The sequence below is a fragment of the Kitasatospora sp. NPDC057738 genome (genome assembly GCF_042798815.1).
GTDB lineage: Bacteria > Actinomycetota > Actinomycetes > Streptomycetales > Streptomycetaceae > Kitasatospora > Kitasatospora lactacystinica.
The window spans coordinates 71,531-86,916 of sequence record NZ_JBHVJT010000017.1; the positions used below are offsets into that span (position 1 = coordinate 71,531).

The following is a 15,386-nucleotide window of genomic DNA, read 5'->3' on the forward strand; positions in this document are numbered from 1 at the left end:
ACGACCGTAGCAGATTCGATAGTTCATGGCCGGGGCGAGGAGTGGCGGGCGTGATGGCACATACCCGGGCAATCGCCGCCGCCCGGCGTGAACGCCGGGCGGCGGAGGGGGAGTTCAGGACTGGCGGGCGGTGACGGTGATCAGGTGGGAGGTCCAGTCGGTCATCTCGCCGACGTAGAGGGTGACGCTCCAGGTGTCGTTGCGCGAGAGGCAGTTGGCGATGCCCTGACCGCCGCCCGGCCCGATGCAGATCCGGATGAAGTCCCGGTGGGCCTCGCGGATGGGGAGCTCGCGGACGCGCTCCCAGAGGACGGGGAGGGCGTGGTCGAGGCTGGGGAAGTCGGCGGGGAGCATGATGCCGGCGATCCCGGCCCGGACGGCGCTCACGCGGCGTCCGCCTCGGGGGAGATGTGGCACCAGACGAACTTCCCGATGCCGCCCTCGCGCGGGCAGCAGCCCCACTGGGTGGCCAGCTGCTGGACGAGCCGCAGGCCCCGGCCGGTCTCGGTGGAGGTGGAGGCGGGCCGGAGAGAGGGCTTCTCGCTGTTGGCGTCGTGCACCTCGATGCGGAGGGTGTCGTCCGGGGAGAGCTGGAAGCGGATGAAGATCAGCCGGTCACGCGGGGCGCGGGCGTGCCGGACGGCGTTGGTGACCAGCTCGCTGACCAGCAATTCACCGGTGAAGACGAGGAGTTCGCCGGAGGGGTGGGGGAGGAGGAAGTCGTGGAGCTCCCAGCGGGCGGCGCGGGGGGCCTTGCGGTGCCGGGGCAGCCAGCAGGTCCGCTCGGCGGGGATGGGGGAGGGGGAGAGGTCTTCAGGCATGGCGGGGCCACCTATGGAGTGTGCAGGTGAGAGTGGCTGAAGAGGGCATGGGGATGCCCGGTGATGAGCCCGCCTTGATTACGTTTCGTGGCGGTACTCGCACTCCAGGTAGCATGCACCCGTGTCGCTGCAACCTGCAAGCGAAACAACTGCAACGATGCAGAACTGGTGGCGCTGGATTGACGAACCGTCACGCGGCACACTTGGGCCCGTCAGGTGAGAGGACTTGCGCATGGCTGATGAACCGAAGCCCACTGTCCGTGCCCGCCGTCTTGGCGCGGAGCTTCGCCGACTTCGCGAAGCTGCGGGCAAGGGAACGGATGATGCGGCGCAGGCACTTGCTTGCTCCCGCGCCAAGATCAGCCGCATAGAGACCGGGGCGTCGGGCGTTCGTCGGCTGGATCTTGGGATCCTGCTGGACCTGTACGGGTCGGCAGGCAAGGAACGCGATGCTCTTGAGGTACTGGCCCGTGACAGCAAGAAGCGCGGCTGGTGGCACGACTACGGCGACACGATTCCGCCGGCATACGCCGACTTCCTCGGGCTCGAGGGAGATGCCCGGTACATCCGTACCTGGCAATCCATGGTGGTGCCGGGCTTGTTGCAGACCGAGCACTATGCACGCGCGGTATTGGAGGCCAATCCGGCTGCCGTCCGCCCGGAGCGCATCGACCAGCTGGTCGAGATCCGGATGGAGCGGAAGGAAGTCCTCTCCAAAGCCGACCCGGCCAGATTCTGGGCGATCATCTGGGAACCAGCGCTCAGGTGCCCCGTCGGAGGCAGGAAAGTCCAACGAGCGCAGCTGGAGCACCTGGCCATAGCTGCTCAAATGCCCAATGTGACCTTGCAGGTGGTGCCGCTGGAGGTCGGTGCGACGGCTGGCGCGTGCGGAGCCTTCGTGATGTTCGGGTTCACAGACTCCCCGAACCCCGGAGCGGTCTTCTTGGAGACACTGACGAGCAGCCATTACATGGAGAACCAAGCAGAGCTGGACGGCTACGGGCTGGTCTTCGAGTACCTCCGGTCATCGGCCCTGAACCCGGCGGAATCGCTGGATATGATCTCGGCAATTGCAGCGGAGACGTGAGCACAAGACCAGACAGGGGTGTGAGCGCGATGGCCGTACCGGAGATCGCTGTTCGGGACTGGTTCAAGAGCAGCTTCAGCGCTCAGGCGAACGACTGCGTGGAGACCCGTCGGCTGGTCCTGGGTGGAATGGCCGTCCGGGACTCGAAGGACTCAAGCGGGCTGGCTCTGGCGTTCACTGCGGATGCCTGGACTGCGTTCGTTCGGGGCGTGAAGGCTGGAGAGCTATCGGATGGGTAGACACGTCTCGATCGCTTGAATGCGGCTGGGCTTGTGCCACTGGTCCGTGGAGGCGAGACGTGATCGCAGTGGATCTCGGAGGCATCGTGTGGCGGAAGTCGTCGTACTCGGGTGCGCAGAGCAACTGCGTGGAGGTAGCGGGCTTCGTGCGTGCCGAAGTCAGTTGGCACAAGTCTTCGTTCTCGGGTGCGCAGAGCGAGTGCGTTGAGGTGGCTGTTGGCCTGCCTGGTGCCGTTCCTGTCCGGGACTCGAAGGAACCGGACGGGCCAGCTCTGTTGTTCGCGGCCGATGCCTGGTCGTCCTTCCTCGCCGGGATCAAGGGCGGGGAGTTTCCGTCCCTCTGAACCGACAGAGGTGCCCCGCACGGGCTGTGGCCGTGCGGGGCACCTCTGTCGTTCGTTCTGTTCTTCCTAGAAGTCGTCGTCGAAGGCGACGGTGCCCTCGACGGCGACCTGGTACGCCGACACGCGGCGCTCGAAGAAGTTGGTCAGCTCCTGGACGTTCTGGAGCTCCATGAAGCCGAACGGGTTCGTGGAGCCGTACCGGATCGGCAGGCCGAGGCGCGCGAGGCGCTGATCCGCCACGGCCTCCAGGTACTCGCGCATCGAGGCGGTGTTCATGCCGGCCAGGCCGTCACCGCACAGGTCCTGGGCGAACTGGAGCTCGGCCTCGACGGCCTCTTCCAGCATCTCCGTGACCTGCTTGGCCATCTCGTCGTCGAAGAGGTCGGGCTCCTCCTCGCGGACGGTGTCCACCACCGACATCGCGAAGTCCATGTGCATGGACTCGTCGCGGAACACCCAGTTGGTGCCCGTGGCCAGGCCGTGCAGCAGGCCCCGGCTCCGGAACCAGTACACGTAGGCGAACGCGCCGTAGAAGAACAGTCCCTCCACGCACGCCGCGAAGCAGATCAGGTTGAGCAGGAACGCCCGCCTGTCCTCCTTCGTCTGCAGCGAGTCGATGTGGTCGACCGCGTTCATGTACTTGAAGCAGAACTGCGCCTTCTGGCGGATGGAGGGGATGTTCTCCACCGCCGCGAAGGCCGCGTTGCGGTCCTCCGGGTCGGGCAGGTAGGTGTCGAGCAGCGTCAGGTAGAACTGGACGTGCACGGCCTCTTCGAACAGCTGCCGCGAGAGGTACAGCCGCGCCTCGGGCGAGTTGATGTGCTTGTAGAGGCTCAGCACCACGTTGTTGGAGACGATCGAGTCGCCCGTCGCGAAGAACGCGACCAGCCGGCCGATCAGATGGCGCTCGCCCTCGCTGAGCTTCGCCAGGTCGGCGACGTCGGAGTGCAGGTCCACCTCCTCGACGGTCCAGGTGTTCTTGATGGCGTCCCGGTACCGGTCGTAGAACGACGGGTAGCGCATCGGGCGCAGGGTCAGCTCGAAGCCGGGGTCGAGCAGCATCTTCTGGCGGTCGTCGGACATTACTGGCAGGCCTCGCAGGACTCGGGGTTCTCCAGGGAGCAGGCGAGGGCGGCTTCCTGCTCCGGGGTGAGGGTCGGGGTGTTCACGGGCACGGGCGCCGGCGCGGCGGCGCGGGCGGCACCGGACGCGGCCTGGGCGATGCGGGTGGCCGGGCGCGAGCGCAGGTAGTAGGTGGTCTTCAGACCGACCTTCCACGCGTAGGCGTACATCGAGCTGAGCTTGCCGATGGTCGGCGCCGCCATGAACAGGTTCAGGGACTGGCTCTGGTCCAGGTACGGCATCCGCGCCGCGGCCAGGTCGATCAGCGCGCGCTGCGGCAGCTCCCAGGCCGTCCGGTACAGCGAACGCACCTCGGCGGGCAGCCAGTTCAGCTCCTGGACGGAGCCGTTGGCGTCGCGCAGGGCGTCGCGGGTCTGCTGGTCCCAGACGCCGAGCTCCTTGAGCTCGCGCACCAGGTACGGGTTGACCTGGAGGAACTCGCCGGACAGCGTCTCGCGCTTGAACAGGTTGGACACCTGCGGCTCGATGCACTCGTACACGCCGGCGATGGACGCGATGGTCGCGGTCGGCGCGATGGCCAGCAGCAGCGAGTTGCGCAGGCCGGTCTCGGCGATCCGGGTGCGCAGCGCCGTCCAGCGGTCGGCCCACTGCGGGGCGGCCGTCGGGAAGTGGTCGATGTGCAGTTCGCCGCGGGCGGCGCGGGTCTCGCCGTACGCCTCGTGGCGGCCGAGCTGCTCGGCCAGGTCGGCGGAGCGCTCGTACGCGGTGAGCATGATGCGCTCGGCGATGAGGGTGGAGAGGACCTTCGCCTCGGCGGAGTCGAAGTCGATCCGCAGCTGGAAGAAGACGTCCTGGAGGCCCATCACGCCGAGGCCGACCGGCCGCCAGCGGGAGTTGGACGTCCCGGCCTCGGTGGTCGGGTAGAAGTTGATGTCCACCACGCGGTCGAGGAACGTCACGGCCGTACGGACGGTGGCGTCGAGGCGCTCCCAGTCCATGGCGCCGATCAGGTCGGCGGCCGAGGCGCCCGGGGCGACGTGGGCGCCCAGGTTGACCGAGCCCAGGTTGCAGACGGCGGTCTCGGAGTCGTCCGTGACCTCCAGGATCTCGGTGCACAGGTTGGAGGAGTGCACCGTGCGGCCGGGCAGCGCGGTCTGGTTGGCGGCGCGGTTGGAGGCGTCCTTGAAGGTCATCCAGCCGTTGCCGGTCTGCGCGAGGGTGCGCATCATGCGGGCGTACAGGGTCTGCGCCGGGATGGTGCGCACGGCCTTGCCGGCCAGCTCGGCCTTGCGGTACGCCTCGTCGAACTCCTCGCCCCACAGGTCGACCAGCTCGGGCACGTCGGCCGGGGAGAACAGCGACCAGTCCTGGTTGGCGTTGACCCGGCGCATGAACTCGTCCGGGATCCAGTGCGCCAGGTTGAGGTTGTGGGTGCGGCGGGCCTCTTCGCCGGTGTTGTCGCGGAGCTCCAGGAACTCCTCGATGTCGGCGTGCCAGGTCTCCAGGTAGACGCAGGCCGCGCCCTTGCGGCGGCCGCCCTGGTTGACGGCGGCGACCGAGGAGTCGAGGGTGCGCAGGAACGGCACGATGCCGTTGGACTTGCCGTTGGTGCCGCGGATCAGGCTGCCGCGCGAGCGGATGCGCGAGTACGACAGGCCGATGCCGCCGGCGTGCTTGGACAGGCGGGCGATCTGCGCGTAGCGGTTGTAGATCGAGTCCAGGTTGTCCAGCGGCGAGTCGAGCAGGTAGCAGCTCGACATCTGCGGGTGGCGGGTGCCGGAGTTGAAGAGCGTCGGCGAGGAGGTCAGGTACTCCAGGCGGCTCATCAGGCCGTACAGCTCGGCCACCTCGCGCACGGACTGCTCGCTGTCGCCGACCGCCAGGCCACAGGCGACGCGGAGCAGGAAGTGCTGCGGGGTCTCGATCACCTTGCGGGTGATCGGGTGGCGCAGCAGGTAGCGGGACTGCACCGTGCGCAGGCCGAAGTACTCGAAGCGGTCGTCGCCCTTGGTGTCGACGAGCGCGTCCAGGGCGGCCGCGTGCTTGGTGACGAAGGCGGCGGTGGTGTCGCCGATCAGGCCCTCGGCGTGGCCGACGGCGATCGAGGCGGAGAAGGACACCGAGCCCTGGCTGTTCGCCTCGTCGACGATCTCCAGGGCGAGCAGGCGGGCGGCGAGCTTCGAGTACTGGGGGTCCTCGGCGATCATCGACGCGGCGGCGTCCACGGCCAGGCCGCGCAGCTCGGCGAAGTCCGAGCCGGCGTGGCGGCCGCGCAGCGCGGCGGCGGCGACATGGCCGGGGTCGACCTCGGTGAGGTCGGTGCTGCGGTCGGTGAGCAGCCGCAACAGGGCGCCGCCGGGGTCGGAGACCGTCGGGTCGGTGAAGGCGGTGCCGGTGCCCTGGGTGGGCAGGGTGGCTGAGGCGGCGATGGTCAAGGCGCTCTCTCCTGGCGGCGATCGGGCGGCGGTGATCGGGGGTACCGGGCCGATCGGGGCAGGGGAGCACGCACGCGGGCGCAAGCGGCGTCCGCGCGACGGTGGCATCCCCGGCCCGCCCGCGAGGCCCGGAAGGAAACTGCTCGTGCTGCCGGCCTCTGCGGGAGGGCCCGTGGCACGCCGTCGGCAGGTATTCGGACTCGCGGGGAGGGCTCGTGGAGCCGCCCGCTCACCGCTGCGGGGCAGTCCCGGACTCGCACCGGGTTCCCCTGCATCGACAGCAGGGACGAGCATACATCTAGTGCCGTGAGTCCGATGCAGCCCCACATGTTGTGTCGCGAAGTACAGTTGTTCGACTGTGTGTGCGATAAACTGCTCAGGCTGGAGGGTGCCATTCCTGGCCTGTGCGGGCCTCGCACGGGCGCATCCGGACCTGGGCGGTCCCGCTCGCGGCGGCGCCCGGATTCTCGACGCAGCGCCCGGTGCCCTGGTTCGCGAGCTGCCCCGTCGGGGTCACCCGCCAGCGCTGGTCGGGACGCGAGGTGCAGTCCGTGAGGACGGGGAAACCGAGGCCCGGATCCTCGACGCAGCGCCCGCTCTGCCCCACCGAGCCGTCGTCCCCCATCGTCCACGCCTGCGCGGGCGAGCCGTCGCAGGTGCCGGCGCCGATCGCGGCCGGATCGCCCGCCACCCGGCTGTCCAGGCAGAGACCGGGCAGGGCCGAGGTGATCGCGCCGCTGGGCTGCCCGGCGGCGGCCTGGAACGAGAACGAGTCGCTGCTGAGCCCGGCGCCCCCGTCCCAGATCTCGAAACCGGCCTGGACGGCGCACAGGTACGAGCCCGCCGGGACGTAGCCGCGCTGGACGGCGTCGCGGGTGAAGGCCCGCAGGTCCAGGTCGGTGACGGAGGTCGCGCTGGTGGCCATCTCGTAGGTGATCAGGGTGTGGCTGCTCTTCTTCGGCGCCTCGTACACCCGGTAGGAGGCGCCGCCGACCTGGAGCTCGCCGGCCTGCCGGCCGAACGGGGTCTTGCCGTTCCCGCGCAGCCAGATCATCAGCTCGGCGCTCTCGGTGAAGGAGCAGCTGGTCCGGCTGTTGCTGTACCAGACGTCGTACGAGGCGTTGTAGACGCCGCTGTCGATCTGCGTGGTCCGCCAGCTGCTGGTGGCGTAGCGCAACTTGTCGACCGCGATGGGCAGCGGGCCGGTGCCGGGCTGGAGCTGGGTGCTGATGTGCGGGTACGCGCCGGGGCCGCGGTCCGGGTCGGTCAGGCTGGCGGGGCCGATGCCGCTGCGGGTCACCCGGAAGCCGCTTCCGCCGTCGGTGCCGCTGATGCAGAGGCCCCCGGTGGCGTTCCACTCGTTCGGGTTGATCAGGTAGCGGCCGGAGTCGACGGCCTGGGCGGGGTAGCGGTTCTCCGCGGTGGAGCAGATCTCGCCGGCGGTGGCGGCCGGCAGCGGGGCGACCGCGGGGGCGGCCTGGTCGGGCTGCCTGCGGTCCCGGGGGAGCAGCACGGCGCACAGGATCAGCGCGATCACGATGGTCGGCGCGAGCCACCACCACGAGCGCCGGGTCGCGCGCCCGGTTCCGGGTACGGCGGGGGTGGTGGTCATGGGGTTCTCGCCTCCCTGCTGCGGTGTTGTCGGCCGGTACGAGGGCCGGCTCGGCGGCGCGCTCACCCGGCGGGGGTGGAGCTCGACCGGGGCCGGGTCGCGGGGGAGGTCGGCTTCTTGGCGGGGGGCTTCGTGGTGGAGCCGGCCGTCGGGCTCGGAGTGGTCGGGGGATCGGGCGTCGGGGCGGGCGCGGGGGCCGGCGGCGCGGCGGTCAGGGCCGGCAGGGAGCGGATGGTCCAGGGCGTGTTGTAGCGGGGCGCGGAGACCCCGGCCGCGAACGCCTCGGACGCGGCGCCGGACGCGGCGACCCGCCAGTCGACCTCCTTGCGCGACTCGTACCAGATCACGCCGATGATGTCGGGGTGCTGGGGGAGCTGCGCGAACATCTCGGTGATCCACTGCGCCTTCAGCCCCGAGGTGTCGGTGGCCCCGGTCTCGGTGATCACCACGGGCTTCTTCGTGAACGCCCGGATCTGCTCGATGGTCGGCTGGAAGATCTGGTCGAACGACTTGTACTTCTCGACGCCGGTGGTGCCGTAGTAGCCGGACAGGCCGACCCAGTCGACGTAGTCCTCGCCCGGGTAGAGGGTGTTCAGGCTGGTGGCGTTCTCGTAGTCGACGTTGGGGCTCCACACCCAGGTGACCCGGGTGGCGCCGACCTGCTTGAAGATGTCGTGGACGTGCTGCCACGCCTGGACGTACTGGCCCTTCCGGTTGCCGTTCGCCTGCTCGGTCCAGGGGTACCAGTAGCCGTTCATCTCGTGGGCGAAGCGCAGGGCGATGGGGTAGCCGAGGCCCTTGACGCCCTCGGCCCAGGTCCTGATGTAGTCGTCGAACCTGCCGTCGATGATGTTCGAGAGGGCGTACTCCGGCTGCTCGCCGCGGAGCTTGTCCTCCTTCGCCTCCTTGCGGTAGTCCCAGGGCTCCCAGGCGACCATCGGCATGATGCCGCGCTCGGCGACGGTGTCGAACACCCGGCGGTCGAACTTCCGGTCCCACCAGCCGACCGAGAACTCCAGCACGCTCGGCTGGTGCTTGACGGCGGCGGTGAACTCGTCGAGCGGGCCGAGGTCGTACGGGCCGGGCTTGGTCATGATGCCGGTGAAGGCGCCGCCGGCCGGCGGGAACTGCGGCGGCGGGGGCGGCGGGGCGGCGGTCGCGCCCGGCGTGGTGGGGGTGGCGGACGGGGACGGCGACGCGGCCAGGGCGCTGGTCAGCCAGCCCGGCATCGCCGTGGGGGCCGCACCGGCGAAGCTGTACGGGTCCTGGTCGTGGTTGCGGGAGAGCCGGGGCGCGAGCACGAAGGTGTACCCGACCATCAGCACCAGGGCGAGCAGGGCGGCGATCCGGGGGACGGTGATCCGCAGCATCAGCGGGCCCCCCGCTCGGGCCGGCCGCCGACCCGGGCGGGCTCCGGTCCTTCCTCGAAGCCGTCCTCCTCCACGGCCGTCGGGGCGGTCTCCCCGGCGTGCGGCGGTTCGGTCCGTTGGACGGGCAGGGACGCGGTCACGAGTTCCTCGGCGGTGTCGGCGGCCCTGGCGGCGACGGCCCGCTGGGCCCGCGCCTCGCGGCGGGCGCCGACGAAGGAGATCGCCAGCGGCGCGAGGCCGGTGAACAGGCTGACCCCGGCCCAGAAGCGCAGGATCCAGATGTCGTGGTGCAGCGTGAAGCTCGCGCCGAGCAGTCCGCCCGCGACCGCCGCCCACAGCAGGTGCAGCCGGAACGTCGACAGCGACTCGGCGCTGCGCAGGTCGCCCTTGGCGGTGACGGCGTAGGCGAGCGGGCGGCGCAGCAGCGCCGCGATCGCGGCGGCCACGTAGACCGGGCCGGCGAACAGGGCGAGGCCCATGCCGGCCATGCCGATCTCGCGCCGCTCGTGCGCGGCCAGGTTGAACCGGCGCAGCCACAGCCACAGCACGAGCCAGCTGCCCATGCTGGCGCCCCACAGGGCCATCCAGTGGGTGCTGTTGAGGTGGATGGAGGTGATGCCGAGGGCCAGGTAGACGGAGGTGGCGAGACTGCCGAGGACGGTGGTGAGCGCCACGCTCGGGTAGTAGAACTGGACCAGGCCGTAGAGCACGCGCTGGCGGAGCCGCAGCTTGATGCCCGAGCGCAGCCGGCTCTTGAGCAGGATCTCCCAGATGCCGTAGGCCCAGCGCTTCTGCTGGTTGAAGTAGTCGGTCCAGGAGGTCGGGCCCTCGCCGACGGCGAGGACGTCGGGGGTGTAGACGCCCTTCCAGCGCTGGCCGGTCCCCGGATTGACGGAGGCCTGGACCCGCATGCTGGTGAGGTGGTCCTCGATGATCGAGTCCTGGTAGCCGCCGATCTGCTGCCAGGCGCTGGGCCGGTACAGGTGGTTGGTGCCGATCAGCAGCGGGGCGTCCATGCCGTTGCCGCCGCGCTCGACCAGACCGGAGAACAGGTACTGCTGCACGGAGGCGCCGTGGGCGACCCAGTTGTCGTACATGTTGCCGTACACCTGGGGGGCGACCACGAAGGCGACGTCGGGGTCGCGGAAGTAGCCGAGGGTGCGCTCCAGGAAGCAGGGCAGCGGGACGTGGTCCGGGTCCATCTGGGCCACCACGTCGTAGCCGTGCTCGTGCTCGGCGCGCCAGGAGTTGTGGTTGCCGGACTTGGTCTTGGCGCGGAACTCGCCCTCGGCCTGGTTGTACTCCGGGCGCCCCTTGCGGCTGAAGTGGTTGACGCCGAGTCGGGCGGCCATCTTCTTGACGCGGTCGTCGTCGCCCTCGTCGAGGATCCAGACGTCGACCTGACCGTCGTACTCGATCCGCAGCATCGCCGCGAGGGTGCGCTCGACGATCTCGATCGGCTCCTTGGAGGGCACGATCGTGGTGAGCACCGCGACCCGCAGACCGGGCGGCGGGGTGACCGGCACCGGGTCCTTGGCACGGAACGCGAAGACCCAGACCGCGAGGTTCTGAACCAAGCGGATGACTTCCACCGTGATAACTGCACAGAAGCAGATTCTGGCGAGGTTGATCCGCCAGTCCGGGGACCAGCCCACTCCGGAGCCGGGAATGTGTTCGGGAAGGAGCAGCCAGCCGACGAAGGCGAGGCCGGCGAGTGCGTTGACGGTCACCAGGAGGGTCGTGACGAACGTGACGCCGCGCGAGGAGACCGAGCGGTAGCGAACGGCGGCGCCGTCCTCACCGGGGGTCAGCGGGCCGACGGTCTCGGCGCATGCGACGTAGGCCCGTTGGGCCGCGCTGTTGCGCACGTCCCGGCGGACGATGCGCCGTTCGTGCCGGGACCGGGGCAGGACGCGTCCGTGGCGTCCGCGCACCCGGCTGCTCCGCTTCGCCGCCCGTTCGTCGGTGGAATCCACCAGTCAACCCCCGTACAGCCGCTCCGTCGTACCGAAGCGCTGGTTCCCTGCTCTGTCACCGCCCACCGGCGCCGGACACCCGGCCGCCGTTCGGCGGCAACGGCGTGTCGGCGCCCCTCAGGGGCCTCGCTGATAGTCGTTCAATCGGTCAGCATACGGGCCGTGGTCGAGCGATCTCAGCCCGGGGCCGGGGCCGGGGCCGGGCGCACCAGCGCCCGCGGGCTCCGCGGGAGGGCGGGCCCGCGGGTGGGGCGAGCGTCAGGGTGTGATCTTGACGGAGTTCGCGATCTGGTCCATCAGTGCCAGCGGGGGAGCCTCCGCCGCCTGGTCGAGGCAGATCTGGAGCACGGGGACGGTGGTGGCCCCGGCCGCCGGGGTGACCTGGAGGACGCCGCAGTAGCTGTCCGGCGTGGAGGAGGCGCTGGACATCGGGACGTGCCACAGCGCGAGGTAGCCGTCCATGCCCTGGATCTTGACGGCCGACTGCTTGACCGGCTCCGGCGGCGCCGGCGCGTCGGCGCCGTAGCGGGTGTTGTAGAGCAGCTGGCCCATGCCGAGCACCAGCGACTTCGGATCGGACCAACCGCCGTTGAACACCCGGAGGTTCTGGACGACCAGGCCGCGGGTGCAGGCTCCGCTGCCGTGGCCCACGCAGGCGTACGGGCTGACCGCGTAGCGGACCTCGTTCGGCGCCTTGGCGTCGACCTGGACCTGCCAGTCCTGCGGCAGCATGAAGTTCATCTTCGAGTCCTGGCCGACGATCTGCCGGCCGCCGGGCAGCTGCTGGCCGCCGGTCAGGGCGGTGCCCATGAAGCCGTTCGGGCTCTTGGGGTCGGCGGCGACCGTCGGGGACGCGGTCGGATCGGCCTTCGCCGAGCCGGGCTTGGCGGTCTTGTGACCGACCACGTAGCCGGCTCCCGCCATGGCCACCGACAGCACCACGGCGCCGACGGCCAGGAGCACCCGGCGCTTGGTGCGGTCCGGCTCGACGGTCTCGAACACCACCGAGGTGGGAATCGGCCTGGGACCCGGAACGGCGGGCGCGGCCTGCGCCGCCGGTGCGACGGGCTGGGTCGGCACGGAAGGCGGCGTCGGCGCGGCCGGCACCGGGGGAACGGGCTGTCGAACCGGTGCCACCGGGGCGGCGGCCGTCGGCGCGGCGGCGCTCTGGGCGGTATGGCCGGGGAACGGGTTCGCGGGCGTGCCACCGCCCGGCTTGGCCTGAACCTTGTCGGTCCAGGTCGAACCGTCCCACCAGCGCAGCGTGTTGGCCTGCCCGGAAGGGTCCTCGTACCAGCCGCTGGGCACACTCCCCGTCGTCATGCGGCGGATACTAGCAGCGAGCCGATCGGATGGTCATTTCAAGTCACCAAGTGCGTGCGGCAGTCGATGCCGGGTCAGAACGCCATCGTGTAGACCATCAGGTCCATCCCCGGGTACGGGGCCCAGTCGCGCTCGGGGGTGCGGCGGAAGCCGACCCGCTCGTAGAGGCGGTGGGCGGTGGTCATCTCCGGGCGGGTGGAGAAGGCCATGCCGGCCAGGCCGAGGTCGCGGCTGCGGGCGACGGAGGCGCGGACCAGGGCCTCGCCGACGCCCCGGCCCCGGGCGGCGCCGGCGGTGGCCAGCATCCGTATCTCGCCCTCCCGGGGGGAGGCGATGTCCGCCCACTCGGTGCCGCCGACGGCGAAGGTCACGCAGCCGAGGACCCCGGCTCCGGCCGCGTCGACGGCGACCAGGAGTTCGGCCTCCAGGGCCCGTCGCCCGGCGTCGCGCAGCAGCTCGACGTAGGTGCTCGTGGGGTTGGTGAAGCCGTCGCCGACGAAGGCCTCGACGGTGATCCGGCCGGCGTCGGTGAGGTCCTCGGGGAGGGCCTGGCGGATGAGGAAGTCCATCGGGCCAGTGTGCCGGAGGCCGGTGCGGGGCGGTCCTCCGGGGTCGAACCGATCGGGTCGGCGGACGGTTCGGTGAACGGTTCGGCGGGCGCGGCGGCGGACCGGGCGACGGACGGGCCGGCGGTGCCGTACAGCCGCTCGGGCCGGGCCTGGTCGGCCGGGTAGCCGCCCGGGCGGTGGTAGTTGTCGCGGCCGGCCGCCGGGCCGCTGGAGGTCTCGCGGCCGATCAGGAGGCCGAGCAGGCCGAAACCGCCGACGGCCGCGGTCATGGCGAGTGCGCCGATGAGGGTGTCGCTGTCCATGGGCACCACTGTGGCCGGGCGGCACCGCGGCCACGAGTGGCAGGAACGACCGATCACCTCGAAATCCTGCCATCCGGTTCCTTCCGCCGGGGCGGGCACCGGGGGCATCCTGGTGGGCATGCTGAAGAACGTGGTCGCAGTGGTGCTGGAGGAGGTCCACCCCTTCGAACTGGGCGTGGCCTGCGAGGTGTTCGGCCTGGACCGCACCGCCGACGGGCTGCCGGGCTACGACTTCGCGATCGCCGGGGCCCGTCCGGGGCCGCACGCCACCCACTCCGGCTTCGCGGTGGACGTGCCGTACGGCCCGGAGCGCCTCGCCGGGGCGGACCTCGCCGTGGTCACCGCGGCGAGCATCCGCCGCGACTACCCGGAGCCGCTGCTGGCGGCGCTGCGCGGGGTGGTCGAGGGCGGCGGCCGGGTGCTGTCCATCTGCAGCGGCGCCTTCGTGCTGGGCGCCGCCGGGCTGCTGGACGGCCGTCGCGCCGCCACGCACTGGCGGCACAGCGCGGCGCTGGCCGAGCGCTTCCCGCTGACCGCGGTCGAGCCGGACGTGCTGTACGTCGACGACGACCCGGTGATCACCTCCGCCGGGACGGCGGCCGGCATCGACGCCTGCCTGCACCTGGTGCGCAAGGTGCAGGGTGCCGAGGTGGCCCGGGAGATCGCCCGCCGGATGGTGGTGGCCCCGCACCGGGAGGGCGGGCAGGCCCAGTTCGTGAACCGCCCGCTGCCCGAGGCCGCCGACGCCTCGCTGGCCCCGCTGCTGGACTGGATGCGCCACCACCTGGCCGAGGAGGCCACCGTCGAGCAGCTGGCCGCCCGGGCGCACATGTCGCCGCGCACCTTCGCCCGCCGCTTCCAGCAGGAGACCGGCACCACCCCGCACCGCTGGCTGGTCGGCCAGCGGGTGCTGCTCGCCCAGCGGCTGCTGGAGTCCACCACCGAGCCGGTGGACGCGATCGCCGCCCGCTGCGGCTTCGGCAACGCGGCCGCCCTGCGGCACCACTTCGGCCGCCGGCTGGGCACCACGCCGCTGGCCTACCGGCGCTGCTTCGCCGAGCCGGAGCCCCGGGCGGGCTGAGGGGACTCCCGGGCGGGCCGAGGGGGTGTCAGTCCCCGCCGGGCACCAGGTGCCCGACCCCGTTCCAGCCGTCCGGCCGCAGCCGCCCGTCCTGGGCCCGCCACAGGCTGGTGGAGCAGTTGTGCACCGGTCCGAGCGCGGTGAGCTGCTCCTCGGTGAGCCGGTCCAGCGCGTAGCGGAGCATCAGCACCGTGCAGTCGTGCGCGACCACCAGGACGGGCCGCCCGGCCTCCTCCTCGCAGAGGTCCCGCAGCAGGCTGCGCACCCGCAGCGCGACGTCGGCCCAGGACTCGCCGCCCGGCGGGCGGTAGTACAGCTCGCCCATCTTGCGCCGCCGGGCCGCCTCCTCCGGGTGCTTGGCCTCGATCGCGGCCTTCGGCAGCATCTCCAGGATGCCGAGCTCCCGGTCGCGCAGCCGTTCGTCGTACCGGACGGCCAGGGTGACCGGGACGGCGCCGAGCCCGGCGGCCTGGGCGAGCGCGATCCGGGCGGTCTCGGCGGTGCGCACGTACGGGGAGCACCAGACGCTGCGCGGGCGGTCCGCGCTGGGCAGGGCGGCCCACCAGTGGCCGAGCGCCTGGGCCTGCTGCCGGCCGTGCAGCGACAGCGGGATGTCGGCGTCGCGGCAGCTGATCGGGACGCTGAGCGCTCCGGCGGCCTCGGCCAGCTGGAACTCGACGTTGGCGGTGGACTCCCCGTGCCGGGTGGCGATCAGCAGGGACGGCAGCCGGCCGGCGGCGGCCGGGCGGTGGGTGCTGCCGTGCTGTTCGTGGCCGCCGGGGTGCTGCCCCTGCCCGCCGGGGTGCTGGCCGTGGGCGGCACCGCGCTGACCCTGGGTGGCGCCGTGCTGGCCCTGGGTGGTGGCGTGGTGGTGCTGGCTCTGGGTGGACTGGTGCTGGCCGTTGAGGGTGGTGCCGAGTTCTGCCATGGCCGCGAGCTCCCCGTGGTCGATCAGGTTCCGGCCGGATGCCGGTCCGGTCTGGTGGTGCCCGGCGTGCACGCCTGTTCATACATATGATCGCGGCGCCCTCCCCCCTGTTCGCAGAGAAAGAGGGGCGAGCACAAAGCGCGGCCCCCGCCAACCCATACCCCCCCCCACGCTCCCGCGCGTTTTTCCGCTCTTCCTCCCCAACCTCGAGCCGGT

At 71.3% G+C, this 15,386-nt stretch carries 14 protein-coding genes and 1 riboswitch; of the genes, 4 read left to right on the forward strand and 10 right to left on the reverse strand.

Translation table 11 applies throughout. The features are described from left to right. Window positions 1–114 precede the first annotated feature (114 nt). Both ACFVGO_RS11920 and ACFVGO_RS11925 read right to left on the reverse strand, forming a co-directional pair. On the reverse strand, window positions 115–387 hold the full coding sequence (locus ACFVGO_RS11920) for a hypothetical protein (RefSeq protein WP_380631458.1): 273 nt from the start codon (window positions 385–387) through the stop codon (window positions 115–117). Beyond that, the gene (locus tag ACFVGO_RS11925; RefSeq protein WP_380631459.1) at window positions 384–821 is read right to left on the reverse strand and encodes an ATP-binding protein; all 438 of its coding nucleotides are present in this window, start codon (window positions 819–821) and stop codon (window positions 384–386) included. Before ACFVGO_RS11925 ends, ACFVGO_RS11920 begins: the two co-directional genes overlap by 4 nt. Window positions 822–1,053: 232 nt before the next feature. On the opposite strand from ACFVGO_RS11925, the gene ACFVGO_RS11930 reads away from it, so the two are divergent. From ACFVGO_RS11930 to ACFVGO_RS11940, 3 genes are read left to right on the forward strand one after another with little or no spacing between them, the layout of a single operon-like run. Next, window positions 1,054–1,908, forward strand: coding sequence for a helix-turn-helix transcriptional regulator (locus ACFVGO_RS11930; protein ID WP_359908485.1), 855 nt, complete (start codon window positions 1,054–1,056; stop codon window positions 1,906–1,908). 29 nt (window positions 1,909–1,937) lie between these two features. Next, the gene (locus ACFVGO_RS11935; protein WP_359908488.1) at window positions 1,938–2,147 is read left to right on the forward strand and encodes a DUF397 domain-containing protein; all 210 of its coding nucleotides are present in this window, start codon (window positions 1,938–1,940) and stop codon (window positions 2,145–2,147) included. 59 nt (window positions 2,148–2,206) lie between these two features. Continuing rightward, on the forward strand, window positions 2,207–2,491 hold the full coding sequence (locus tag ACFVGO_RS11940; protein WP_359908491.1) for a DUF397 domain-containing protein: 285 nt from the start codon (window positions 2,207–2,209) through the stop codon (window positions 2,489–2,491). Between the two features lie 66 nt (window positions 2,492–2,557). Here the strand turns inward: ACFVGO_RS11940 and ACFVGO_RS11945 are convergent, their stop codons facing one another. The 7 genes from ACFVGO_RS11945 to ACFVGO_RS11975 form a co-directional block, all read right to left on the reverse strand. Continuing rightward, on the reverse strand, window positions 2,558–3,574 hold the full coding sequence (locus tag ACFVGO_RS11945) for a ribonucleotide-diphosphate reductase subunit beta (protein ID WP_380631463.1): 1,017 nt from the start codon (window positions 3,572–3,574) through the stop codon (window positions 2,558–2,560). After that, the gene (locus ACFVGO_RS11950; protein ID WP_380355802.1) at window positions 3,574–6,009 is read right to left on the reverse strand and encodes a ribonucleoside-diphosphate reductase subunit alpha; all 2,436 of its coding nucleotides are present in this window, start codon (window positions 6,007–6,009) and stop codon (window positions 3,574–3,576) included. Before ACFVGO_RS11950 ends, ACFVGO_RS11945 begins: the two co-directional genes overlap by 1 nt. A gap of 167 nt (window positions 6,010–6,176) precedes the next feature. Then, a riboswitch (cobalamin riboswitch) is annotated at window positions 6,177–6,320 on the reverse strand. 65 nt (window positions 6,321–6,385) lie between these two features. Next, on the reverse strand, window positions 6,386–7,621 hold the full coding sequence (locus ACFVGO_RS11955; RefSeq protein ID WP_359904570.1) for a ricin-type beta-trefoil lectin domain protein: 1,236 nt from the start codon (window positions 7,619–7,621) through the stop codon (window positions 6,386–6,388). Window positions 7,622–7,683: 62 nt separating this feature from the next. After that, the gene (locus tag ACFVGO_RS11960; RefSeq protein WP_380355805.1) at window positions 7,684–8,991 is read right to left on the reverse strand and encodes a glycoside hydrolase family 26 protein; all 1,308 of its coding nucleotides are present in this window, start codon (window positions 8,989–8,991) and stop codon (window positions 7,684–7,686) included. Next, a complete protein-coding gene (locus ACFVGO_RS11965; protein WP_359904564.1) occupies window positions 8,991–10,967 on the reverse strand; it encodes a glycosyltransferase family 2 protein in 1,977 nt (658 codons plus the stop codon). Before ACFVGO_RS11965 ends, ACFVGO_RS11960 begins: the two co-directional genes overlap by 1 nt. A gap of 258 nt (window positions 10,968–11,225) precedes the next feature. Then, entirely contained in the window at window positions 11,226–12,290 is a 1,065-nt protein-coding gene (locus tag ACFVGO_RS11970; protein WP_380355808.1) for a DUF2510 domain-containing protein, read from the reverse strand. Window positions 12,291–12,364: 74 nt separating this feature from the next. Further along, a complete protein-coding gene (locus tag ACFVGO_RS11975) occupies window positions 12,365–12,859 on the reverse strand; it encodes an N-acetyltransferase (RefSeq protein ID WP_359904558.1) in 495 nt (164 codons plus the stop codon). Between the two features lie 420 nt (window positions 12,860–13,279). Here ACFVGO_RS11975 and ACFVGO_RS11980 point away from each other — a divergent pair, with 420 nt between their 5' ends. Further along, complete coding sequence (locus ACFVGO_RS11980) at window positions 13,280–14,242, forward strand: helix-turn-helix domain-containing protein (RefSeq protein ID WP_359904578.1); 963 nt, start codon at window positions 13,280–13,282, stop codon at window positions 14,240–14,242. Between the two features lie 28 nt (window positions 14,243–14,270). Here ACFVGO_RS11980 and ACFVGO_RS11985 read toward each other — a convergent pair whose 3' ends face one another. Then, window positions 14,271–15,170, reverse strand: coding sequence for a histidine phosphatase family protein (locus ACFVGO_RS11985; RefSeq protein ID WP_359904556.1), 900 nt, complete (start codon window positions 15,168–15,170; stop codon window positions 14,271–14,273). Window positions 15,171–15,386 lie beyond the last annotated feature (216 nt).

Bases quoted from the DNA above. Each gene is read 5' to 3' on its own strand.
- ACFVGO_RS11925 (WP_380631459.1), bottom strand. From the start codon at position 821: ATGCCTGAAGACCTCTCCCCCTCCCCCATCCCCGCCGAGCGGACCTGC.
- ACFVGO_RS11930 (WP_359908485.1), top strand. From the start codon at position 1,054: ATGGCTGATGAACCGAAGCCCACTGTCCGTGCCCGCCGTCTTGGCGCG.
- ACFVGO_RS11935 (WP_359908488.1), top strand. From the start codon at position 1,938: ATGGCCGTACCGGAGATCGCTGTTCGGGACTGGTTCAAGAGCAGCTTC.
- ACFVGO_RS11945 (WP_380631463.1), bottom strand. From the start codon at position 3,574: ATGTCCGACGACCGCCAGAAGATGCTGCTCGACCCCGGCTTCGAGCTG.
- ACFVGO_RS11955 (WP_359904570.1), bottom strand. From the start codon at position 7,621: ATGACCACCACCCCCGCCGTACCCGGAACCGGGCGCGCGACCCGGCGC.
- ACFVGO_RS11960 (WP_380355805.1), bottom strand. From the start codon at position 8,991: ATGCTGCGGATCACCGTCCCCCGGATCGCCGCCCTGCTCGCCCTGGTG.
- ACFVGO_RS11970 (WP_380355808.1), bottom strand. From the start codon at position 12,290: ATGACGACGGGGAGTGTGCCCAGCGGCTGGTACGAGGACCCTTCCGGG.
- ACFVGO_RS11975 (WP_359904558.1), bottom strand. From the start codon at position 12,859: ATGGACTTCCTCATCCGCCAGGCCCTCCCCGAGGACCTCACCGACGCC.
- ACFVGO_RS11980 (WP_359904578.1), top strand. From the start codon at position 13,280: ATGCTGAAGAACGTGGTCGCAGTGGTGCTGGAGGAGGTCCACCCCTTC.
- ACFVGO_RS11985 (WP_359904556.1), bottom strand. From the start codon at position 15,170: ATGGCAGAACTCGGCACCACCCTCAACGGCCAGCACCAGTCCACCCAG.